Raw genomic sequence first — 23,543 nt, forward strand, 5'->3', positions numbered from 1 at the left:
ATAGTCGGCGTGATAGTCGGCGTGCCCGGGGCAGTCGACGTGAGCGTAGTGGCGGTTGGCCGTCTCGTATTCGACATGCGCCGTCGAGATCGTGATGCCGCGCGCCTTCTCCTCAGGTGCCGCGTCGATCTGGTCATAGCGCTTGTATTCGCCAAAATACTTCGTGATCGCCGCCGTCAGCGACGTCTTGCCATGGTCAACGTGACCAATCGTGCCGATGTTCACATGAGGCTTGTTACGCTCGAATTTACCTTTTGCCATGTGATGTCTCCAATCCTGCTCGCCCGTGCGGGCCTTGAATTAAGTTACCGCTGCAACCCGTTCGAGTTACGCGTATTTCTTCTGAACTTCCTGGGCGACCGCGGTCGGCACAGGCTCATAGTGATCGAACTGCATGGTGTAGGCCGCGCGGCCCTGGCTCATCGAGCGCAGGTTGTCGACGTACTTGAACATGTTGGCGAGCGGCACCATCGCGTTGATGACCACTGCCACGCCACGTGCTTCCTGGCCCTGGATCTGGCCGCGACGGCCGTTCAGATCGCCGATGACGCTGCCGACGTAGTCTTCCGGCGTCACCACTTCGACCTTCATGATCGGCTCGAGCAACTGCACGCCAAGCTTGGGTGCGGCTTCACGGAAGCAGGCGCGGCCGGCGATTTCGAAGGCCAGAACGCTGGAGTCAACATCGTGGTAAGCGCCGTCGATCAGCGTCGCCTTGACACCGATCATCGGGAAGCCCGCGAACGGACCCGAGGTCATGACGCTGTTGATGCCCTTTTCGACACCGGGGATGTATTCCTTGGGAACCGCACCGCCGACGATCTTGGTTTCGAACTCGAATTCGCTGCTGTCCGGATTCGGCTCGAAGACGATCTTGACGCGGGCGAACTGACCGGTACCGCCGGTCTGCTTCTTGTGCGTGTAGTCCTGCTCGTGCCTGCGGGTGATCGTCTCGCGATAGGCCACCTGCGGCGCACCGACATTGGCCTCGACTTTGAACTCGCGACGCATGCGGTCGACGATGATGTCGAGGTGAAGCTCGCCCATGCCGGAAATGATCGTCTGGCCGCTTTCCTCGTCGGTCTTGACGCGGAAGGACGGATCCTCGGCGGCCAGGCGGTGAAGGGCGAGGCCCATCTTTTCCTGGTCGTTCTTGGTCTTCGGCTCGATCGCGATCTGGATGACCGGATCGGGGAATTCCATGCGCTCGAGGATGACCGGATGCAGCGGATCGCTCAGCGTATCGCCGGTGGTGGTGTCCTTGAGGCCAGCCAGAGCGACGATGTCGCCGGCGAAAGCCTCTTCGACGTCGGCGCGCGAGTTGGCATGCATCTGCAGCATGCGACCGATGCGTTCCTTCTTACCCTTCACGGTGTTGTCGACCGAGATGCCCTTGGTGAGCTTGCCCGAATAGATGCGGGCAAAGGTGAGCGAACCGACGAACGGGTCGTTCATGATCTTGAAGGCGAGCATCGACAGCGGCTCGTTGTCGTCGGCGTGACGCTCGATCTCGGCGTCGGTCTTGGCATCGACGCCCTTGATGGCCGGAACATCGGCCGGCGACGGCAGATATTCGACGACGGCGTCAAGCAGCGGCTGCACACCCTTGTTCTTGAAGGCCGAGCCGCAGAACATCGGGTAGAACTTCACCGCGATGGTGCCCTTGCGGATCAGCGCGCGGATCTCGTCATTCGACGGCATCTTGCCTTCGAGGTAGTTCTCGAGTGCCGTCTCGTCCATTTCGACGGCGGCTTCGATCATCTTCTCGCGGTATTCCTCGGCACGAGCCTTGAGGTCGGCCGGGATCTCGACGACGTCCCAGGCAGCGCCCAGCGTCTCATCGCGCCAGACAAGCGCGTTCATCTCGACGAGGTCGACAACGCCCTTGAACTCGGTCTCGGCACCGATCGGCAGCTGCATGACGACGGCATGCGCACCGAGGCGCGAACCGATCATCTCGACCGAGCGGTAGAAGTCGGCGCCGATCTTGTCCATCTTGTTGCAGAAGATCATGCGCGGAACGCGATACTTGTCGGCCTGGCGCCAGACGGTTTCCGTCTGCGGTTCGACACCGGCGTTGGCGTCGAGCAGCGCAATGGCGCCGTCGAGCACGCGCAGCGAACGCTCGACTTCAATGGTGAAGTCGACGTGTCCGGGGGTGTCGATGATGTTGAAGCGGTACATCTTGCCGCTGCGACCCTTCCAGAAGGTCGTGGTCGCGGCGGACGTGATGGTGATGCCGCGCTCCTGCTCCTGCTCCATCCAATCCATGGTGGCAGCGCCGTCGTGGACTTCGCCGATCTTGTGCGACTTGCCCGTGTAATAGAGGACGCGCTCGGTGGTCGTCGTCTTGCCGGCGTCAATATGCGCCATGATACCGAAATTGCGGTAGTCTTCGATTTTGTATTCGCGGGCCATCGTAGCTGCCTCTCAGTCTCGTACGCGCTTTACCAGCGGTAGTGCGCGAAAGCGCGGTTGGCTTCAGCCATCTTGTGGGTGTCTTCACGCTTCTTGACGGCGGTGCCGCGGTTGTTGGCCGCGTCCATCAGCTCGCCGGAGAGGCGGTCGACCATGGTGGTCTCGTTGCGGTTGCGGGCCGCGGCGATCAGCCAACGAATGGCCAGAGCCTGGCGGCGCTCGGGGCGCACGTCGACCGGAACCTGGTAGGTGGCGCCGCCGACACGACGCGAACGCACTTCCACATGCGGCGCGACATTGTCGAGCGCCTGATGGAAGACGGTGACCGGCTCCTGCTTGGTCTTCGACTGAACCTGGTCGAGCGCGCCGTAGACGATGGTCTCGGCAACCGACTTCTTGCCGTCATACATGACGGCGTTCATGAACTTGGTGACGATCAGATCGCCGAACTTCGGGTCCGGATTGATCTCACGCTTTTCTGCACTGTGACGACGCGACATTTTTTCTCTGCCTCAATTATGCGTGGTGGCCTTGATCCCGGATGCTTGCCCGGGATGACCTTCGCTACGCTTCGGTCACTTCGGACGCTTGGCGCCGTACTTCGAACGGCGCTGCTTGCGGTTCTTCACACCCTGCGTGTCGAGCACGCCGCGGATGATGTGGTAGCGAACGCCCGGAAGATCCTTGACGCGGCCGCCGCGGATCATCACCACGGAGTGTTCCTGAAGGTTGTGACCTTCGCCGGGGATGTACCCGATCACTTCAAAACCATTGGTCAGGCGGATCTTGGCCACCTTGCGCAGCGCCGAGTTCGGCTTCTTCGGCGTCGTTGTATAGACGCGCGTGCAGACGCCCCGCTTCTGCGGGTTCTGCTGCATGGCCGGGACCTTGTTGCGCTTCACCGGCGCAATGCGCGGCTTGCGGATCAGCTGGTTGACGGTAGGCATTAAACCCTCTTGTCTCTCAATTCCGTGTCTCGCCCGGTCAGGGCCGCTCAAAGCGTCATTTCCATACGCAAATTCGGGCCACAAACCGCGCCTCGCGGTCTTTGCCCGAACAAATGGCAGAGGAAGCGGACCCGCTTCGTGCACGCCGGAAATGTCTTTTCGCTCGTAAAACGAACCCTGTTTGAGGCAAACTCCAAAGCGTGTCGCTTCGGAAGGGAGAGCCTCACATCGGTTCTGACTGGGCGGCTTCTACTCGTAAGACCGCGAACCGTCAAGCCCGGAGCGCCAAATATTGCGCGCCAACCAAGGCTCGGCAGCCATGCGAAAAACGCATGTAATTTTGTTTCGCAATTTTGCAAGGGCGAGGAAGAAAGTGACCGGCTTTGCGCTGTTGCACGGCCCTGCTTCATGCGAAAAGGCCGCATGAGCAGTGAAAATCCCCTCGCCCGCCCGCAATCTGCCAAGAGGAATCGGCCCGTGAACGACAATGAAGAGCGCCCGGTCACCATCATCACCGGCCGGGTGTGGAAGAAAAAGGGCGGCAAGCCGGAAGGCGTGCATGTGATGCTGGTCGCCCCCGACGACGATTCGGCGGTGCGCCGGGCGCTCGAATCGCTTGCGGCGGAAGGTTACGCCGAGGCCGAACTCGACCAGATCGGCGACATGGACGGCGCACCCGACGATGAGCCGCATCTTTCCGCCTTCCAGGGCGCGCTCGAAGGCGAAGTGTCGATCGTTACTTTCGACGTGCCGATCTGAATCGGGGGTGCGCTGACGATGGCCGGACCAAAAGCGGTTGGACCTGCGTCCCGGACCTGGGTCGACCAGGCCGTTGCGGCGATCGAGGCCGATCAGCGCCGCTCGGCCGACACGCATCTGTGGAAGCTCGATCTACCGGCCCTGGCCGGCATCGATCTCTATCTCAAGGATGAATCCACCCATCCGACCGGCAGCCTGAAGCACCGGCTGGCGCGCTCGCTATTTCTGTATGCGCTGTGCAATGGCCTGATCCGCGAAGGCGCGCCGGTGATCGAAGCGTCGTCGGGTTCGACCGCGGTATCGGAAGCGTACTTTGCCCGTATGATCGGGGTGCCGTTCTATGCGGTGATGCCGCGCTCGACCTCGCGCGAAAAGATCGCCGCGATCGAGCACTATGGCGGCAACTGCCATTTCATCGACGACGGCAGGCGCATCTATGCCGAGTCGGCCGAACTCGCGGCGAAACTGGGCGGCCATTTCATGGACCAGTTCACCCACGCCGAGCGCGCCACCGACTGGCGCGGCAACAACAACATCGCCGAATCGATCTTCGGGCAGATGCGCGAGGAGCCGCATCCGGTTCCGGCCTGGATCGTGATGAGCGCCGGCACCGGCGGCACCACCGCCACGATCGGCCGCTTCCTGCGCTACAAGCAGCATGCGACGCGGTTGTCGGTTGCCGACGTCGAGCGCTCGGCCTTCTTCGACGGTTTTGCCACGCATGATCGCAATTGCCGCTGCGAACAGCCGTCGCGGATCGAGGGGATCGGCCGGCCGCGAATGGAGCCGTCCTTCGTGCCTGGCGTCATCGATCATATGCTGCGGGTGCCGGACGCTGTGTCGCTGGCGGCGATGCGGGTGTTGTCGCGACGGCTCGGCCGTCGTGTCGGCGGCTCGACCGGCACCAACTTCATCGCCATGTGCTTTCAGGCCGCGCGCATGATCGAGGAAGGAAGGGCGGGTTCACTGGTGACGCTGATCTGCGATTCTGGCGATCGCTATGCCAACACATATTATTCCGACGAATGGCTGGCTGCGAACAGCCTCGACCCCTCGCCTTTCGAACCGGCGATCGAGGCCTTTTTGGCGGGTGGAAAACTGACCTTGCCGTTCGAGGAAAGCTGGGGCTGACTTTTCGGCGTCGGCTCGCCGGCTTCGGCTTGTCGGGGACAAGTGTTCTGATAAGAAGCCACCACCATCATTCAACAGACGGAGCGGCCGTGTCCCAGCCCATCAAGATAGGCATCGTCGGTGTCGGCAAGATCGTCCGCGACCAGCACCTGCCGGCCCTGGGGAAGGACCAGGACTATCGCCTCATCGCCGCCGCCAGCCGGCACGGCAAGGTCGACGGCATTCCGAATTTTCCTGATATCGAAGCCATGCTCGACGCGGTGCCGGAGCTCGAGGCCGTTTCGCTCTGCATGCCGCCGCAGTTTCGCTACGACGCGGCGCGCACAGCACTGGAAGCCAAGAAACACGTCTTCCTGGAGAAGCCACCCGGCGCCACTGTCAGCGAGGTCGAGAACCTCAAGGCATTGGCCGCGAAGAACGGCGTCTCGCTGTTTGCCAGCTGGCATTCGCGTTATGCGCCGGCAGTCGAGGCCGCGCGTGCCTTCCTGAGTTCGGCCAAGATCAAGTCCGCCGCCATCAACTGGAAGGAAGACGTGCGTCGCTGGCACCCGAACCAGGAATGGATCTGGGCTCCCGGCGGCTTCGGCGTCTTCGATCCCGGCATCAATGCACTGTCGATCGTGACCCACATCCTGCCGCCGATGTTCATCACCTCGGCCGTGCTCGATTTTCCTGAAAACCGCGCCGCGCCGGTCGCGGCACAGGTCACCTTCCGCACCTCGAACGGATTGCCGGTGGCGATGGATCTCGACTGGCTCCAGACAGGCCCGCAAAGCTGGGACATAGTTGCCGACACCGACAAGGGTGCGATGGTCCTTTCAGGCGGCGGCTCGAAGCTCGCCATCGACGGCCGCGTCGTCCATGACGAACCGGAAGCAGAATACCCGATGCTTTACAAGCGGTTTGCCGAGATTGTCCGCGCCGGCAGCTCCGACGTCGATCTGGCGCCGCTCCAGCATGTCGCCGATGCCTTCATGCTCGGCAAGCGCAATGTGGTCGAGGCGTTTTTCGACTGATGGTTTGACCTCAGATGGCGGAGCCGTTCAACGCCTGACCGCTTCGGCGGAAATATGTTTCGGTGCCATCGACAACAACTCGGATCAATTCCCCAAGATCTTCGACCTGATCGTAAATCGGCTTGAAGCGCCAGTTCATCGATCGATCGAGAAACCCGCATTTTCCGTCGAGTTTGCCCTCCGCAAGACCGTCAAACATTGGCCACGCGACATCCAGCATTGGTTCGAGCACCCAAGATCCACGCATATCGATGAATCCAAAGCGATCTTCATATTCGACTGGAGCCAACCCTTCTGAGCACGGGCGACCGCTCTGGAAACGCGGCTCTACTACCCATGCGCCGGTACGGTCGATAAACCCCCATCTTTCGTGTTTAACCATGTCATCATCGTCGGGATCCCCTCGCTGTGCACACGCAAATCCGTCAGAGAAACCGTGTGCGCGATGGAACCTCGGCTCGACAACCCATTTCGCATCTTGATCGATATAGCCCTCGAGGTATCCTCGGGCATCAGTCATGACCCCGGCAACAGCGAGCCCGCTCAAAGGGTCACGTACGAAAAGGCATCTGAAGGTCGGCGGAACAATCCAGCTTCCAGTCGTGTCAAGGTAGCCAAATAGTCCGCCCGCGAGTTTTGCGATTGCCATGCCATTATAGAACGCGCCGATCCTTTCGTAGACGGGCGGAATTACCCAGCTCCCGGCGAAGTTTACGCATCCATACTTTTCCTCAAAGACAACGCTACAGAGGCCGGACGAAAACCATGTCATGAACGAAAAACGCGGTTCAACGATCCACTTTCCCGCATCGTCGATAAGGCCCCATTTTCGATCCACCTGCACGCGCACCGGGCCTTCCCCATAAGTGTTAAGCGTGGCGCCCTCCGGAGCAGCCAACCAATCGCCTTGCTTGTTCAGGACTCCCCATCGATCGGCCGAAAGTGCTGCGGCCCTGTTGCCGTGGAAACGGAAACCCCTGTCAAACGTCGGGTTGATGACCCAATCGCCGTTATGATCAATGTATCCGGTTTTGCCATTTGACTTAGAGCGCAGCGGCCACAACTCTTGGTCGCTATCAGAAACGGACATGGGTGCCTCGTCGGACTGAACCGTGTGGCGGTGAGAATCTCGGGACTATGGATCTCAGTAAAGACTAGAGGACCGTTTGCACCAAAGAAAAAAGCCGCCGGGTTGCCCCGACGGCCCTGTTGCCTGAGATTCCTTGAGCGGTTCACCGAAACAATGAACCGCTCAATTTTTTGGCCGCCGCGCTTACTGCGCGGCGGTTGTCATGTCGGCGAGCATCGGCTCGGCAACTTCCACACCGGAGGCCTTGCGGCGCTCGTCGATGATCAGTTCGTCGCGCGAGGTGGCGATGCGCCGGATCTGGCTCATCGTGCCGCCGGTACCGGCCGGGATAAGCCGGCCGACGATGACGTTTTCCTTCAGCCCCTGCAGCATGTCGGTCTTGCCGGCAACCGCGGCTTCCGTCAGCACCCTGGTCGTCTCCTGGAAGGAGGCGGCCGAGATGAAGGACGGCGTCTGCAGCGATGCCTTGGTGATGCCGAGCAGCACTGGCTGGCCTTCGGCCGGCTTCTTGCCGTCCTCGATCAGACGCTCGTTGACCTCTTCCAGCTCGATCACGTCGACGTGGTCGCCCGGAATGTAGGTCGAGTCGCCCTGCGTGGTGATCTCGACCTTCTGCAGCATCTGGCGAACGATCACCTCGATGTGCTTGTCGTTGATCGACACGCCCTGCAGACGGTAGACTTCCTGGATCTCGTTGACGAGGTAGGAAGCAAGTGCCTCCACGCCCTTGATCGCCAGAATGTCGTGCGGCGCAGGATTGCCGTCGAGGATGTAGTCGCCCTTCTCGATGACGTCGCCGTCCTGGAGATGGAACGGCTTGCCCTTCGGGATCAGGTATTCGACCGGCTCAAGGGTCGAGTCATGCGGCTCGATGATGATGCGACGCTTGTTCTTGTAGTCGCGGCCGAAGCGGATCGTGCCATCGATCTCGGCGATGATGGCGTGATCCTTCGGACGGCGTGCCTCGAACAGTTCGGCAACACGCGGCAGACCGCCGGTGATGTCCTTGGTCTTGGCGCTTTCCATCGGGATACGCGCCAGCACGTCGCCGGGGCGAACCTGCGCACCCGGCTCGACCGAAAGAATGGCCTCGACGGAGAGCAGGAAGCGGGCGTCGCCGCCCTTCGACAGCTTGCCGACCTTGCCCTTGGCGTCCTGGATGGCGATCGCAGGCTTGAGGTCGTTGCCGCGTGGCGTCGAGCGCCAGTCGATGACCTCACGCTTGGTGATGCCAGTCGACTCGTCGGCAGTTTCCTGAACGGAAATGCCGTCGACCAGATCCTCGTACGACACCCTGCCCTCGATTTCGGTGAGGACCGGGCGGGTATAGGGATCCCACTCGGCGATACGCTGGCCGCGCTTCACCTTGTCGCCATCGTCCACGAAGATACGCGAACCATAGGTGAGACGGTGCGTGGCGCGCTCCTTGCCGGTTTCGTCGAGGATCAGCACCGCCATGTTGCGGCCCATGACCATCTGCTGGCCGTCCGAGTTGCGCACCACGTTGCGGTTGCGGATCTCGACCTTGCCCTCGTAGGAGGCTTCAAGGAACGAGGAGTCCACCACCTGCGCCGTACCGCCCATGTGGAAGGTACGCATGGTGAGCTGGGTGCCCGGCTCGCCGATCGACTGCGCCGCGATGACGCCAACGGCTTCGCCCTGGTTGACCGGGGTGCCGCGGGCAAGATCGCGTCCGTAGCAGACCGCGCACACGCCAACCCTGACCTCGCAGGTCAGTGCCGAGCGGATGCGGACCGACTGGACGCCGGCCTTCTCGATCTTTTCCACGTCGCGCTCGTCCATCAGCGTTCCGGCCTTGACCAGAACCTCGCCCGACACCGGATGGTTGATGTCGTCGAGCGACGTACGGCCCAGCACACGCTGTCCAACGGAAGCGACGACCTGGCCGGCATCGACGATCGGCTGCATGGTGAGGCCCTTGTCGGTGCCGCAGTCGACGGAGTTGACGATGCAGTCCTGCGCCACGTCGACCAGACGACGGGTGAGGTAGCCCGAGTTCGCCGTCTTCAAGGCGGTGTCGGCCAGACCCTTGCGAGCGCCGTGGGTCGAGTTGAAGTACTCGAGCACGGTCAGGCCTTCCTTGAAGTTCGAGATGATCGGCGTCTCGATGATTTCACCCGACGGCTTGGCCATCAGGCCGCGCATGCCAGCGAGCTGGCGCATCTGGGTGGGCGAGCCACGCGCACCGGAGTGCGACATCATGTAGATCGAGTTCATCGGCTTCTGACGGCCATTGTCCTCGAACTCGACCGCCTTGATGCGGGCCATCATTTCGTCGGCGACCTTTTCCGAGCACTTGGCCCAGGCGTCGACGACCTTGTTGTACTTCTCGCCCTGCGTGATCAGGCCGTCATTGTACTGCTGCTCGTATTCCTTGGCCAAAGCCTCGGTGTCGGAGACCAGCTTGATCTTGGCATCCGGGATCAGCATGTCGTCCTTGCCGAACGAAATGCCGGCACGGCAGGCATGGCTGAAGCCGAGCGCCATGATGCGATCGCAGAAAATGACCGTCTCCTTCTGACCGCAGTGGCGGTAGACGGTGTCGATCATCTTGGAGATGTTCTTCTTGGTCATCTCCTGGTTGGCGGTCTCGTAAGGCACGTTGACGTTCTTCGGCAGAAGTTCGCCGATGATCATGCGGCCAGGAGTGGTGTCGTAGATCTTCGACACGACCTTGCCGTCGGCATCGACCGAACGGAAACGACCGCGGATCTTGGAGTGCAGCGTCACCGCCTTGGTCTCGAGCGCATGCTGGAGTTCGCCCATGTCGGCAAACACCATGCCCTCGCCCGGCTCGTTCTGGTTGACGATCGAGAGATAGTAGAGACCCAGAACCATGTCCTGCGACGGCACGATGATCGGCGCGCCGGAAGCCGGGTGCAGGATGTTGTTGGTCGACATCATCAGCACGCGGGCTTCAAGCTGCGCTTCCAGCGACAGCGGCACGTGGACGGCCATCTGGTCGCCGTCGAAGTCGGCGTTGAAGGCCGTGCAGACCAGCGGGTGCAGCTGGATCGCCTTGCCTTCGATCAGGATCGGCTCGAACGCCTGGATGCCGAGACGGTGCAGCGTCGGCGCGCGGTTCAGGAGCACCGGATGCTCGCGGATGACCTCGTCGAGGATATCCCAGACTTCCGGACGCTCCTTCTCGACCAGCTTCTTGGCCTGCTTGACTGTCGAGGAGTAACCCTTGGCGTCGAGACGGGCGTAGATGAAGGGCTTGAACAGTTCGAGCGCCATCTTCTTCGGCAGGCCGCACTGGTGCAGCTTGAGCTCCGGACCGGTCACGATGACCGAGCGGCCGGAATAGTCGACGCGCTTGCCGAGCAGGTTCTGACGGAACCGGCCCTGCTTGCCCTTGAGCATGTCGGACAGCGACTTCAGCGGGCGCTTGTTGGCGCCGGTGATGACGCGGCCGCGACGGCCGTTGTCGAACAGCGCATCGACGGCTTCCTGCAGCATTCGCTTTTCATTGCGCACGATGATGCCGGGGGCGCGCAACTCGATCAGCCGCTTCAGACGGTTGTTGCGGTTGATGACGCGGCGATAGAGATCGTTGAGATCCGAGGTGGCGAAACGGCCGCCGTCCAGCGGGACGAGCGGACGCAGGTCCGGCGGAATCACCGGAACCACTTTCATGATCATCCATTCCGGACGGTTGCCGGATTCCATGAAGTTCTCGACGACCTTGAGCCGCTTCAGATACTTCTTCTGCTTCAGCTCGGAGGTGGTCGAAGCCAGTTCCGTACGCAGGTCGCCGGCGATCTTCTCCAGGTCCATGCCGGCCAGAAGGTCATGGATGGCCTCGGCGCCGATCATGGCGGTGAAGCTGTCCTCGCCATACTCGTCGACGGCGATCATGTACTCTTCCTCGCTGAGCAGCTGGTGCTCCTTCAGCGCGGTGAGGCCAGGCTCGGTGACGATGTAGTTCTCGAAGTAGAGGACGCGCTCGATGTCCTTCAGGGTCATGTCGAGCAGCGTGCCGATGCGCGACGGCAGCGACTTCAGGAACCAGATGTGGGCGACGGGCGCTGCGAGCTCGATATGGCCCATGCGCTCGCGGCGGACGCGCGACAGCGTGACTTCGACGCCGCACTTCTCGCAGATGACGCCCTTGTACTTCATGCGCTTGTACTTGCCGCACAGGCACTCATAGTCCTTGATCGGGCCAAAAATGCGCGCGCAGAACAGACCGTCACGCTCCGGCTTGAAGGTGCGGTAGTTGATGGTCTCCGGCTTCTTGATCTCGCCGAACGACCAGGACAGAATCTTCTCAGGGCTGGCGAGCGATATCCGGATGGAATCGAACACCTGTGCCGGCGCCTGGGGATTGAAGAGATTCATGACCTCTTGGTTCATGCCGTTCTCCTTTTCGGGGTCCTCGAAAACCCCTTGCATCTAGTCGCGAGCCAAACGCCCGCCGTCTTTGTCGGCCACTGGCCGTCGAATACTTCTTGGTTGAGCATGATCCTGTCCGAAAACCGGTAGCCACTTTTCGTGATCATGCTCATGGCGCGCCGCGGCTTTCCGCGGCGCGCCGTTGCCTTACTCGGCCGCGTCGGGCAGCCGGACCGGGTTGTCGTCGAGCTTGGTGTTCTCCAGCTCGACATTGAGGCCGAGAGACCGCATTTCTTTGACGAGAACGTTGAAGCTCTCGGGAATGCCGGCCTCGAAGGTGTCGTCGCCACGGACGATCGCCTCGTAGACCTTGGTACGGCCGGCGACGTCGTCCGACTTCACCGTCAGCATTTCCTGCAGCGTGTAGGCGGCGCCGTATGCTTCCAGCGCCCAGACCTCCATTTCGCCGAAGCGCTGGCCACCGAACTGCGCCTTGCCGCCCAGCGGCTGCTGGGTGACGAGCGAGTACGGACCGATCGAACGCGCGTGGATCTTGTCGTCCACGAGATGGTGAAGCTTGAGCATGTAGATATAGCCCATCGTCACCTTGCGATCGAACGGCTCGCCGGTGCGTCCGTCATAGAGCTGCGACTGACCGCTGGTGTGCAGGCCCGCCTGCTCCAGCATGATGTTGATGTCAGCCTCGTGCGCGCCGTCGAACACCGGGGTCGCGATCGAGACGCCGCGGCGCATCTGCTCGCTGAGGCGAACGATGCTCTCGTCGTCATATTCGCGGACCGGCTCGTTGCGGTCGTTGGCCGGCATGAAGCTCTCGAGCGTCTTGCGCAGCGGCTTGATGTCGCCGGCTGCCTTGTACGTGTCGATCAGCTCGCCGATCTTCTTGCCCATGCCCGCGCAAGCCCAGCCCAGATGCGTTTCCAGGATCTGGCCGACATTCATGCGGCTCGGCACACCCAGCGGGTTGAGCACGATATCGGCATGCGTGCCGTCCTCGAGGAAAGGCATGTCCTCGACCGGAACGATCCGCGACACGACACCCTTGTTGCCGTGACGGCCGGCCATCTTGTCGCCGGGCTGCATCTTGCGCTTCACGGCCACGAAGACCTTGACCATCTTCATGACGCCTGGAGGCATTTCGTCGCCGCGCTGGACCTTCTCGACCTTGTCCATGAAGCGCTGTTCGAGCGCCTTCTTGGAGTCGTCGTACTGGCCACGCAGGGCTTCCAGTTCGCTCTGGAGCTTTTCGTTCTCCACCGCAAACTGCCACCACTGCGAACGCGGATACTCGTCGAGCGTGTCCTTGGACAGCGTCGAGCCCTTCTTGAAGCCCTTCGGTCCAGCGATCGCTTCCTTGCCGACGAGCACGTCGGAAAGACGCGCGTAGACGTTACGATCCAGAATGGCCTGCTCGTCGTCGCGGTCCTTGGCGAGGCGTTCGATCTCCTCGCGCTCGATCGCCATGGCGCGCTCGTCCTTCTCCACACCGTGGCGATTGAAGACGCGCACCTCGACGACCGTGCCGAAGGTGCCCGGAGGCATGCGCATCGAGGTGTCGCGCACGTCCGATGCCTTTTCGCCGAAGATGGCGCGCAGAAGCTTCTCTTCCGGCGTCATCGGGCTTTCGCCCTTCGGCGTGATCTTGCCGACCAGGATGTCGCCCGGCTGAACCTCGGCACCGATATAGACAATGCCGGCTTCGTCGAGGTTCTTCAGCGCTTCTTCCGAGACGTTCGGAATGTCGCGCGTGATTTCCTCCGGACCAAGCTTGGTGTCGCGCGCCATGACCTCGAACTCCTCGATATGGATCGAGGTGAAGACGTCGTCGGCGACGATGCGCTCGGACAGGAGGATCGAGTCCTCGTAGTTGTAGCCGTTCCACGGCATGAACGCGACCAGCACGTTGCGGCCGAGCGCCAGATCACCGAGCTCGGTCGACGGACCGTCGGCGATGATGTCGCCCTTGTTGACTCGGTCGCCCATGCGGACCAGCGGACGCTGGTTGATGCAGGTGTTCTGGTTCGAACGCTGGAACTTCATCAGCCGGTAGATGTCGACGCCGGACTTGCCCGGATCGAGATCTTCAGTGGCGCGGATAACGATACGCGTCGCGTCCACCTGGTCGACGATGCCGCCGCGGCGGGCGCCGATGGCGGCGCCCGAGTCACGAGCGACGATCGGCTCCATGCCGGTTCCGACGAACGGCGCCTCGGCGCGCACCAGCGGCACGGCCTGACGCTGCATGTTCGAGCCCATCAGAGCGCGGTTGGCGTCGTCGTTCTCGAGGAACGGGATCAGGGCCGCGGCCACCGAAACCATCTGCTTGGGCGACACGTCCATCAGGTCGACGTTTTCGCGCGGCGCCATCATCACTTCGCCGGCGCTGCGGCAAATGACGAACTCGTCGACGAAGCCACCACTCTTGTCGAGCTCGGCGTTGGCCTGCGCGACGTGGTGCTTGGCTTCTTCCATCGCCGAGAGATAGACGACGTCATTGGTCAGCTTGCCGTCGACGATCTTGCGGTACGGGCTCTCGATGAAGCCGTACTTGTTGACGCGTGCGAAGGTGGCCAGCGAGTTGATCAGACCGATATTCGGGCCTTCCGGCGTCTCGATCGGGCAGATGCGGCCGTAATGCGTCGGGTGCACGTCGCGCACTTCGAAACCGGCGCGCTCGCGGGTCAGACCGCCCGGTCCAAGCGCCGAGAGGCGGCGCTTGTGGGTGATCTCCGACAGCGGGTTGGTCTGGTCCATGAACTGCGACAGCTGAGAGGAACCGAAGAACTCGCGCACGGCGGCAGCCGCCGGCTTGGCGTTGATCAGGTCCTGCGGCATCACCGTGTCGATCTCGATCGAGGACATACGCTCCTTGATCGCGCGCTCCATGCGCAGCAGACCGACGCGGTACTGGTTTTCCATCAGCTCGCCGACCGACCGCACGCGGCGGTTGCCGAGATTGTCGATATCGTCGATCTCGCCCTTGCCGTCACGCAGTTCGACCAGCGTCTTGACCACGGCCAGGATGTCGTCCTTGCGCAGCACGCGCACGGTGTCCTCGGCCTTGAGCTCGAGGCGCATGTTCATCTTGACGCGGCCAACGGCCGACAGATCGTAGCGCTCGCTGTCGAAGAACAGCGAGTTGAACATGGCTTCGGCGGTCTCGAGTGTCGGCGGCTCGCCGGGGCGCATGACACGATAGATGTCGAACAGCGCGTCCTGGCGGCTCTCGTTCTTGTCGACGTTGAGCGTGTTGCGGATATAGGCGCCGACATTGACGTGGTCGATGTCGAGAACCTTGATCTCGTTTTCACCAGTGCCAAGCAGCACCTTCAGCGTCTTTTCGTCGATCTCGTCGCCGGCTTCGAGGAAGATCTCGCCGGTGGCGTAGTTGACGATGTCCTCGGCCAGGTAGTTGCCGAGCAGATCCTCGTCGGTCGATTTGATCGCCTTGAGACCCTTTTCGCCAAGCGCCCGGGCCTGGCGGGCAGTGATCTTCTTGCCGGCTTCGACAACAACTTCGCCCGTATCGGCGTCGACCAGGTCGCCGACGGCCTTGAGGCCGCGGAAACGCTCGACGTTGAACGGAATGCGCCAATGGTCGCCGGCGCGCTTGTAGGTGATCTTGTTGTAGAAGGTCGACAGGATCTCTTCGCCGTCCATGCCGAGCGCCATCAGCAGCGACGTCACCGGAATCTTGCGGCGACGGTCGATGCGGGCGTGCACGACGTCCTTGGAATCGAATTCGATGTCGAGCCACGAGCCGCGATAGGGGATGACGCGCGCGGCAAACAGAAGCTTGCCCGACGAGTGCGACTTGCCCTTGTCATGGTCGAAGAAGACGCCCGGCGAGCGGTGCATCTGCGAGACGATGACGCGCTCGGTACCGTTGACGATGAAGGTGCCGTTCAAGGTCATGAGCGGCATGTCGCCCATGTAGACGTCCTGCTCCTTGATGTCCTTGATCGACTTGGCGCCGGTATCCTCGTCAATATCGAACACGATGAGGCGCAGCGTCACCTTCAGCGGCGCGGCATAGGTGAGGTCGCGCTGCCGGCATTCGTCAACGTCGAATTTAGGTCCTTCGAACTCGTACTTCACGAACTCCAGCATCGAGGAGCCGGAAAAGTCCTGAATCGGGAAGACCGACTTGAAGACGGCCTGCAGTCCCTCGTCCGGACGCCCGCCCTTGGGCTCCGCCACCATCAGGAACTGGTCATAGGATGCCTTCTGAACCTCGATCAGGTTCGGCATCTCCGCAACTTCCGGGATCTTTCCGAAGAACTTGCGTACGCGTCTGCGGCCATTGAAAGTCTGGGTCTGGGCCATCGTCGCTCCTTAGCTCTAAACTCGGGACGAACCTCGCCGCGGCTCGCCTTGCATTCTGGGCCACCTGGGCGGCGACCCTTTGTCTGTTTTTCCAGGCGCCTGTCGGCGGCCGGCTAAAACGGGAGAAAACCCGTTTCCTGAAGGCCGGTTTGCGGCCTTCAGGAAAGAGGTTCTCGTACGTCTCGCGCTACGCGTGCTCCCTTCGGCCGAAGAGAGTGGCGGACGGCGCGAGGCCGTCCGCCGCTTTTACGCTTACTTCAGGTCGACCTTGGCGCCGGCTGCTTCCAGCTGGGCCTTGAACTTGTCAGCGTCGGCCTTGGAAACGCCTTCCTTGACCGGCTTCGGAGCCGCTTCGACCAGATCCTTGGCTTCCTTGAGGCCAAGACCGGTGATTGCGCGGACTTCCTTGATGACGTTGATCTTCTGAGCGCCTGCCTCGGTGAGGACGACGTCGAACTCCGTCTTTTCCTCGGCCGGAGCAGCAGCAGCCGCACCACCGCCAGCGGCGGCAACAGCCACAGGAGCAGCGGCGGAGACGCCCCACTTTTCTTCCAGAAGCTTCGACAGCTCGGCCGCCTCGAGGACGGTCAGCTTCGAAAGGTCGTCTACGATCTTTGCGAGATCAGCCATTGTTGTATTCCTTCATCAGGTTCGAACGTGTGTTTGTGATAGCGAGGAACGGCCTCATGCCGCCTCGTCCTTCCGGGCGTAAGCGCCGATGACGCGCGCGACCGAAGCCGCTGGCGCATTGACGATCTGGGCGATCCGGGTTGCCGGCGTGGCGATCATGCCAACCAGCCTGGCGCGCAGCTCATCGAGCGACGGAAGTGTGGCGAGTGCCTTCACACCGTCGGCGTTGAGCGAGGTGGTGCCCATTGCGCCGCCGAGAATGACGAGCTTGTCATTTCCCTTGGCGAAATCGGACGCGACCTTCGGCGCCGCAATCGGATCCTCCGAATAAGCAATCAGCGTCTGTCCCTTGAACAGGTCGATGATCGATGCGGAGTCCGTGCCCTGAAGAGCGATTTTGGCGAGACGGTTCTTCGCGACTTTGACGGTACCACCGGCAGCGCGCATTTTCGACCGAAGGTCGTTCATTTGCGCGACGGTGATACCGGCGTAGTGGGCCACGACCACTGAACCTGCGTTCGAGAACGCACCGTTCAGGCCCGTGACGAGTTCGCGTTTTTCCGCTCTGTCCACTGCCTATCTCCAGTTGACCCCCATCCTGTTAACGGGAACATTCCCATTCACGAGGACAGGCGTCGGGTTGCCTTTTGTCGGCCGGGCCATCCAGTAACGGATCTCCCGAACGACGCTCGAGGATCCTGCCCCCTTTCGCCACATCGACGGCCAGGCCGACGATGCGCAGACAAAAGGCAAACACGGTTCGAACCTTTCATTGGAGCAGTCGCTCCGTTGTCCGGTCTTCACCCGTCTCATGCAGGCCCACATGAATTAAGGCTTTTGGGCCGCCTGCAATCTCGGACAGGATGTCCGGAAGCCTTTCGACTTCCGGCACCGGGCCGCCAACCTAAATCGGAGGCCCGGAATTCTTTTGCGGATCAGCCCTTTAACGGCCGATCCCAGGTAAAGTTATCAGGACGCCGCGAGCGTCGAGACGTCGAGCTTGAGGCCCGGGCCCATCGTCGAGGTGACCGACACCTTCTTGACGTAGTTGCCCTTGGCGCCCGTCGGCTTTGCCTTGGTCACCGCGTCAGCGAAGGCGCGGATGTTCTCTTCCAGGGCCTTGACCTCGAACGAGACCTTGCCGACACCGGCATGCACGATGCCGGCCTTCTCGACGCGGAACTCGACGGCGCCACCCTTCGATGCCTTGACGGCGGCTGCAACGTCGGTGGTGACGGTGCCGACCTTCGGGTTCGGCATCATGCCGCGCGGGCCGAGCACCTTACCGAGACGGCCGACCAGCGGCATCATGTCCGGCGTGGCGATGCAGCGATCGAAGTCGATCGTGCCCTTCTGGACGATGTCGACCAGATCCTCGGCACCGACGATGTCGGCGCCAGCGGCGCGAGCTTCGTCAGCCTTGTCGCCACGGGCGAACACGGCAACGCGAACCGAGCGACCGGTGCCGTTCGGCAGGTTGACCACGCCGCGGACCATCTGGTCGGCATGGCGCGGGTCGACGCCGAGGTTCATGGCGACTTCGACGGTCTCGTCGAACTTGACCGAGGAACGGTCCTTGAGCAGCTTCAGCGCTTCACCCAGGGCGTAAGCCTTGTTGGGATCGATGCCTTCGCGGGTCTTCGATACACGCTTTGCAATCTTTGCCATGATCTTAGCCCACCACTTCCAGACCCATCGAGCGGGCGGAGCCCTCGACCATGCGCATGGCCGCTTCGACGTCGTTTGCGTTCAGATCCTTCATCTTCTGCTCGGCGATGGCGCGAACCTTGTCGCGGCCGATCGTGCCGGCCTTGATCTTGCCCGGCTCCTTCGAACCCGACGTCAGGTTCGCCGCCTTCTTCAGGAAGTAGCTCACCGGCGGCGTCTTCATGACGAAGGTGAAGGACTTGTCCTGGTAGTAGGTGATGACGACCGGAATCGGCGATCCCTTTTCCATTTCCTGGGTCTGCGCGTTGAACGCCTTGCAGAACTCCATGATGTTGATGCCACGCTGACCAAGCGCCGGGCCGATCGGGGGAGACGGCGTGGCCGATCCCGCTTTGACCTGGAGCTTGAGCTGGCCTGCAATTTTCTTAGCCATCTCTTTTCCTGCCTTTGTCTATGCCGGCCCCATCATCAGGGAAAAACCGGCGGTTGCAGTCTGGTGGTGCGATCCATGCGGCCGGCTAAGCCGCATTCGTCTCCCACCGTTCTCAAAGCCGCGCGATTTCCGCGCCGCCCTTCCCTGCCGCGCTTGGCGGCGGGATTTCGGATCAGCCCTTTTCGACCTGTCCGAATTCCAGATCGACAGGCACGGCGCGCCCGAAGATCGAAACTTCCACCTTGAGCCGCGCCCGCTCCTCGTCCACTTCCTGGACGAAACCGTTGAACGACGCGAAGGGACCATCCGAAACGCGGATCGCCTCGCCGATCTCGAACGTGACCGAAGGCTTCGGCCGCTCGACGCCTTCCTGCACCTGGTTCAGGATGCGCTGCGCTTCCGCCTCGGTGATCGGCACCGGCTTGGAGTCGCCCAGGAAGCCGGTGACCTTCGGCGTGTTCTTGACCAGCGAGAACACCGCGTCGGTCAGATTGGCCTTCAGGAGCACATAGCCCGGGAAGAACTTGCGCTCGGCATCGACCTTGCGGCCACGACGAACCTCGACGACCTTCTCGGTCGGCACCACGATCTGCTCGATATCGGCGGACAGGCCCTTCTGCTTGGCCTTGTTCTCGATATCCTCGGCGACCTTTTTTTCAAAGTTCGAATAGGCGTGGACGATGTACCACCGCGCAGTCATTTCAAGACTTCTCCGTAATCGCCGGACTTAGCGTCCGATGCCAAGAATCTGCTCGACCGCGAGGCCCATGAGCTGATCGGCGGTGAAGAAAAAGATCATCGCGATCACAGCGAAAGCGAGGACCATCACCGTCGAGATCATCGTTTCGCGTCGCGACGGCCAAGTCACCTTGGCGGTCTCCGCGCGAACCTGCTGGAGAAAGACGAAAGGATTTGTGGTTTTCGAAGCCATATGCCGCTCTGTCTTCAAGACCCGTTGGCCGGGTCCCCTGGATGATCCCGCTGGCCGGGACGTGCCGCCTGGGCTTGTTTTCGCGCCGAATCAGCGCAATCATTTCGCCCATGCAAATCAGACGCGTAAAGCCGGCTTCCCAGCTCCACGCGTCGCGTGTCTGTTTCGTCTACATAAAACCGATTCTTGATCCACGCAAGTGGCAAGTGTCCGCTTTATGACCAAACGCCGCCTCGGAACCATCCAGTCGTTCCGTCCCGGCTATGGCGCCCTTATGCCCCAACCAAGCTAATATGGCAAGCGGGTCGCCGATTTTCAAAGGGCAGCCGCGAAATATCGTTTCGAGGGCCATTTCGAGAAATGGCGAAATATCGCGTTGAGGGCCATTTCGAGAAATGGCACGGGCAGCAGGGCTCGAACCTACGACCTGCGGTTTTGGAGACCGCCGCTCTACCAACTGAGCTATGCCCGTATCGTGCGCATGTCGGCGCAGCAGGCGCTTCCTAAAAGCTTCCGCACGCTCTGTAAAGAGTGGTTTGCAAGCAAACGCGCCTTAACCCCTGCGCCAGAAATCGGGATAGCTGACGACCAGCCCGTCTCGGTCGATCTCCAGCTCCCGCTTGAAGTCGCTGGCGCGCGATTCATAGAGATATCGCCTGCCCTCTTCGAGGCATGTGTAGCGCTGCGGGTTGGCGACGACGGTGAGGGCCGGGAAATCGATGAAGGCGGTGGTGATCTCGGCACTTTGTCCCATCGAAAGCCGCAATCGCCGGATCGGCAGCGTGTTGGTGAACGGCGTGACGGTGAGATCGGGGTCGAGGACGCCGTCGAGCTCGGGCATCGGCAGGCCATCCCTGGTCCAGCGACCATCGCCGTCGGCGGCAAGGACAAGTGTCTGGCTACTGCCGATCACGTCGACCATGACACTCCTGGCATGCCAGTTCGCGTTGCAGGCGATGCGGTAGCGCACCGCAAAAGGCGTTTCACCAGAACAGATCACGACAGAGTCGGCCGAGACTTCCCCTGCACGCTCCTGCAGCAGCAAGTGTTCGAGGCCGGGGCCATCCCACTCGTGCCAGCGCACGATATTCATATCTTCCAGCATCAGCCCGACACCTCCCGTGGCGACTGGAGGCTACTTTGTTTCCGGCGGCCTGTACGGCCCACCCGGCACACCCCAGCCCCAGGTCGGCATCGGCTCCGTCTCGGGATCGCAGGTCTCGCCAAGATTGGAGTTCATCTTGGCCAGCCGAGAGCCCCATTCGACGTAGCCCATGAAGGCCGAGCGGAATTCAGGATCGTTGGGCAGGCCGACCGCGTCGGCGGCATCGGCCAGGAGATTGATCCAGCGGCGGCGCTGCTCCTCGGTCAGATGCTTGCCCAGGTGGTGCATGACCATCTCGCGGTGACCGCCAAATTTTTCGCTGTAGGTTTTCGGTCCGCCGAAAATCTCGCCGATGAACGCCGCAACGTGGGCCGGATGGTCCGGCGACATGCTCCTGAACACCGGCCCGACGACCGGGTCGCGAAGCACCTTGTCGTAGAAGGTTTCCGTCAGCCGGTTCAGCGCCTCGGTGCCGCCAACCCATTCGTACAATGTCGGGGCGTCCTGGCTCATTTGTTTCCTCCACTGGCCCCTTAAGCAGCGCCAGAGATGGCAATGCCGGGGTGACGATAGCGGAACTATCGGGGATGGCTCAACCTGCCTCGACGGCCAGTCCGCCGACCGTGCCGCCGAAACTATGACTTGGTGGGCGCGTTGGCCTGGAGTTTGGGCGCCGATACCAGGCGGCAGTTGCCCGGCTTCGGGGCCGATTTGCAAATGGAAGCGCCGGTCAGTTCATCCGCCGATTGAGGCCCTGTCGTCAGCCCGACTTTGAGCATCTTCCTGGGGTCGAGCTGCCGTTGGCTCGAATGGAGCTTTATCGCGGCAAACAGGTCAGGCCCGACCGCCATCTCTTCGAGATAGGTCTTGACCTGCTGGTCCAGTTCCAACGACCGCAAGCGCAACCGCGCATGGGGGCCGACCAGGCGTCTGACACCGCCCGCAAGCATGATCGGACAGGCTGCATCGCATTCGCCCAAAGCATCATTGGTGAGCCCGACATAGACGCCGTCCTGAGCCGTGCAGCCCGGCTTTTCCGGCTCGCACTCCATGAACTCGGTGCGCGCGACCGCCACGTCGAGCTTGCTTTCGCGGATCAGCCTTCCGGCGGCAAGGGCACCGGAAAGGTCGCCTCCCGGCGAGTTGATCACGACGGGCAGCCGCCGATCCCCCAGGGTGCCGAGCAATTCGCGCAGCTTCTGTGGCGTCTCGGCGGTAATCCTGCCTTCCGCTGCGATCCACTCCGGACAATCGGGATCGCAGAGGAAACTCTTTCCGCGCACCAGAACGAAGCGCATGTCGGCGACATTGTCCTGCTGGACGGTTTCGGGTCCGATCGGCGCGATGGCGGCGGGCTCGACTTTTCCCACCTCGGCAGCGGCCGGCCGCGTGGCGTTGTCTGCCGGAGGCGGGACTTCCCGGCAATTTCCGGGCAATGGAGTGGCGCGGCAGATGGTTCCCGCGGTCAACAGGTCGACGGAATCCAGGCTGGTGACCATCCTCATCCGAAGCATGTTTTGCACTTCCAGTTGGTGGATTGCGCTGGCCGGGGTGTCCTTCATCGTTTCGAGCACGCCCGGTCCGACGCCCATCCCGTCGAGATAGGTCGCCAGCCTTTTCTCCACCGCCTTGCTCATTTCGTAGGTCTTGTAGCTGCCGGCACTCTTCCGGCTGACGATCCTTGTGCTGAGTACCTTCTTCTTGCCGCCCACGATTCGATAGGTGGTGCGATATTGCAGTTTCGTGCGGATATAGGTCGTGGTGATCTGATGGACGCCGAGATAGGCCGATTCACCGACCAACCGCCGGATACCGCCGGCAAACATCAGCGGACAGGCGGAATTGCACATCGCGCCGCTGGCGTAGGCATCGCCGAAATAGCGGACGCCGCTGCCATCGTTTTCCGCGCAGTCCTTCGCATCAGGCAGACAGCCGTCGAACCGGGTCTTGCCGACAGCGATATCGAGCTTGTTCTTGCGGATCAGCCGGCCAAGCGTGAGCGCCGCCTCGACGTTGCCGCCGGGAGAATCGACGACGATCGGCAGGTTTCGGCCGCCAAGCGTCTTGAGCATGCGTTTGAACAGAACCGGCGTCCGGGCCTCTATCGAGCCTTCGGCGGAGATCCATTCCGGGCAGATCGGCTCGCAGCCCGGTGCGTTGCTGCGGACGACGACGAAGCGCATCGTCGGACCGAGATCCGGCGCCGTATCCGTTGCAAAGGCGGCATGCCCCGCGACAAGCGACGCCAGCAGGCAGATCAGCCACAGCGACCACAAAGCCCGACGATGCAAAAGGCGCCCTGGAACCATTTGGAAAAGCCCCGCCATGCAAGCTATCCTAGACGAGGTGCAAAGGCTTGCAACAGGGTTCGACCGACAACACCCGACGACCGCCGGGCAAAAGGAAAAGGGCGGCCCCAAGGACCGCCCTTTATGTCTCGAACCTGACCCAGCTGATGCCGGGGTCGGTTATTCCTTGATGGTGACGACGATGCCGGCACCGACGGTGCGGCCGCCTTCACGGATAGCGAAGCGCAGCTTCTCTTCCATGGCGATCGGCACGATCAGCTCGACATCGACCGTGATGTTGTCGCCCGGCATCACCATCTCGGTGCCTTCCGGCAGCGACACGATGCCGGTCACGTCCGTCGTGCGGAAATAGAACTGCGGACGGTAGTTGGTGAAGAACGGCGTGTGACGGCCACCTTCGTCC

General features: G+C 61.8%; 20 protein-coding genes and 1 tRNA gene. 3 read left to right on the forward strand and 18 right to left on the reverse strand.

From position 1 onward, the window contains the following. From AC1DYW_RS32770 to rpsL, 4 genes are all read right to left on the reverse strand, one after another. The coding region (locus AC1DYW_RS32770) for a GTP-binding protein (RefSeq protein WP_477228948.1) at positions 1 to 261 on the reverse strand (261 nt) is incomplete at its 3' end. Positions 262 to 327: 66 nt separating this feature from the next. After that, complete coding sequence (fusA, locus tag AC1DYW_RS32775) at positions 328 to 2,418, reverse strand: elongation factor G (RefSeq protein ID WP_095089675.1); 2,091 nt, start codon at positions 2,416 to 2,418, stop codon at positions 328 to 330. A 29-nt stretch (positions 2,419 to 2,447) separates the two neighbouring features. Further along, entirely contained in the window at positions 2,448 to 2,918 is a 471-nt protein-coding gene (gene rpsG / locus AC1DYW_RS32780; protein WP_008875664.1) for a 30S ribosomal protein S7, read from the reverse strand. A 75-nt stretch (positions 2,919 to 2,993) separates the two neighbouring features. After that, positions 2,994 to 3,365, reverse strand: a complete 372-nt coding sequence (gene rpsL, locus AC1DYW_RS32785; protein ID WP_006333356.1) for a 30S ribosomal protein S12 — start codon at positions 3,363 to 3,365, stop codon at positions 2,994 to 2,996. A 477-nt stretch (positions 3,366 to 3,842) separates the two neighbouring features. Between rpsL and AC1DYW_RS32790 the strand changes: the two genes are divergently transcribed. From AC1DYW_RS32790 to AC1DYW_RS32800, 3 genes are all read left to right on the forward strand, one after another. Next, positions 3,843 to 4,124 carry a transcriptional regulator gene (locus AC1DYW_RS32790; protein ID WP_095089673.1) on the forward strand — a complete coding sequence of 94 codons (282 nt, stop codon included), beginning with the start codon at positions 3,843 to 3,845 and terminating at the stop codon, positions 4,122 to 4,124. Positions 4,125 to 4,142: 18 nt separating this feature from the next. Beyond that, positions 4,143 to 5,255, forward strand: coding sequence for a PLP-dependent cysteine synthase family protein (locus AC1DYW_RS32795; protein WP_477228949.1), 1,113 nt, complete (start codon positions 4,143 to 4,145; stop codon positions 5,253 to 5,255). Positions 5,256 to 5,344: 89 nt separating this feature from the next. Then, the gene (locus AC1DYW_RS32800) at positions 5,345 to 6,271 is read left to right on the forward strand and encodes a Gfo/Idh/MocA family protein (protein ID WP_477228950.1); all 927 of its coding nucleotides are present in this window, start codon (positions 5,345 to 5,347) and stop codon (positions 6,269 to 6,271) included. Positions 6,272 to 6,281: 10 nt separating this feature from the next. Here the strand turns inward: AC1DYW_RS32800 and AC1DYW_RS32805 are convergent, their stop codons facing one another. The 14 genes from AC1DYW_RS32805 to AC1DYW_RS32870 all read right to left on the reverse strand — a co-directional run. After that, positions 6,282 to 7,361 carry a WG repeat-containing protein gene (locus AC1DYW_RS32805; RefSeq protein ID WP_477228951.1) on the reverse strand — a complete coding sequence of 360 codons (1,080 nt, stop codon included), beginning with the start codon at positions 7,359 to 7,361 and terminating at the stop codon, positions 6,282 to 6,284. 183 nt (positions 7,362 to 7,544) lie between these two features. Next, positions 7,545 to 11,741 (reverse strand): DNA-directed RNA polymerase subunit beta', encoded by a 4,197-nt coding sequence (rpoC, locus tag AC1DYW_RS32810; RefSeq protein ID WP_095089695.1) that lies wholly within the window; start codon positions 11,739 to 11,741, stop codon positions 7,545 to 7,547. A gap of 186 nt (positions 11,742 to 11,927) precedes the next feature. Beyond that, positions 11,928 to 16,064: a DNA-directed RNA polymerase subunit beta gene (gene rpoB / locus AC1DYW_RS32815; RefSeq protein WP_184879345.1), complete on the reverse strand. Its 4,137-nt coding sequence runs from the start codon at positions 16,062 to 16,064 to the stop codon at positions 11,928 to 11,930. Between the two features lie 252 nt (positions 16,065 to 16,316). Beyond that, positions 16,317 to 16,694, reverse strand: a complete 378-nt coding sequence (rplL, locus tag AC1DYW_RS32820) for a 50S ribosomal protein L7/L12 (RefSeq protein WP_095089666.1) — start codon at positions 16,692 to 16,694, stop codon at positions 16,317 to 16,319. A gap of 54 nt (positions 16,695 to 16,748) precedes the next feature. Then, entirely contained in the window at positions 16,749 to 17,267 is a 519-nt protein-coding gene (gene rplJ, locus AC1DYW_RS32825) for a 50S ribosomal protein L10 (RefSeq protein ID WP_095089664.1), read from the reverse strand. 396 nt (positions 17,268 to 17,663) lie between these two features. After that, positions 17,664 to 18,362, reverse strand: a complete 699-nt coding sequence (rplA, locus tag AC1DYW_RS32830) for a 50S ribosomal protein L1 (protein ID WP_095089662.1) — start codon at positions 18,360 to 18,362, stop codon at positions 17,664 to 17,666. 4 nt (positions 18,363 to 18,366) lie between these two features. Beyond that, positions 18,367 to 18,795 carry a 50S ribosomal protein L11 gene (rplK, locus tag AC1DYW_RS32835; RefSeq protein ID WP_006333334.1) on the reverse strand — a complete coding sequence of 143 codons (429 nt, stop codon included), beginning with the start codon at positions 18,793 to 18,795 and terminating at the stop codon, positions 18,367 to 18,369. A 172-nt stretch (positions 18,796 to 18,967) separates the two neighbouring features. Beyond that, a complete protein-coding gene (gene nusG / locus AC1DYW_RS32840) occupies positions 18,968 to 19,495 on the reverse strand; it encodes a transcription termination/antitermination protein NusG (protein ID WP_013895710.1) in 528 nt (175 codons plus the stop codon). 27 nt (positions 19,496 to 19,522) lie between these two features. Next, positions 19,523 to 19,726, reverse strand: coding sequence for a preprotein translocase subunit SecE (gene secE / locus AC1DYW_RS32845; RefSeq protein ID WP_013531408.1), 204 nt, complete (start codon positions 19,724 to 19,726; stop codon positions 19,523 to 19,525). A 396-nt stretch (positions 19,727 to 20,122) separates the two neighbouring features. After that, a tRNA-Trp gene (locus AC1DYW_RS32850) sits at positions 20,123 to 20,198 on the reverse strand. 81 nt (positions 20,199 to 20,279) lie between these two features. Continuing rightward, positions 20,280 to 20,831 (reverse strand): putative glycolipid-binding domain-containing protein, encoded by a 552-nt coding sequence (locus tag AC1DYW_RS32855; protein ID WP_477228952.1) that lies wholly within the window; start codon positions 20,829 to 20,831, stop codon positions 20,280 to 20,282. A 30-nt stretch (positions 20,832 to 20,861) separates the two neighbouring features. Further along, on the reverse strand, positions 20,862 to 21,344 hold the full coding sequence (locus AC1DYW_RS32860) for a group II truncated hemoglobin (RefSeq protein ID WP_477228953.1): 483 nt from the start codon (positions 21,342 to 21,344) through the stop codon (positions 20,862 to 20,864). A 122-nt stretch (positions 21,345 to 21,466) separates the two neighbouring features. Next, on the reverse strand, positions 21,467 to 23,140 hold the full coding sequence (locus AC1DYW_RS32865; protein ID WP_477228955.1) for a COG3904 family protein: 1,674 nt from the start codon (positions 23,138 to 23,140) through the stop codon (positions 21,467 to 21,469). Between the two features lie 159 nt (positions 23,141 to 23,299). Continuing rightward, a partial coding sequence (locus tag AC1DYW_RS32870) for an EF-Tu C-terminal domain-related protein (RefSeq protein WP_477228954.1) occupies positions 23,300 to 23,543 on the reverse strand: 244 nt, incomplete at its 5' end.

This window comes from Mesorhizobium sp. P2_D5 (assembly GCF_056404355.1).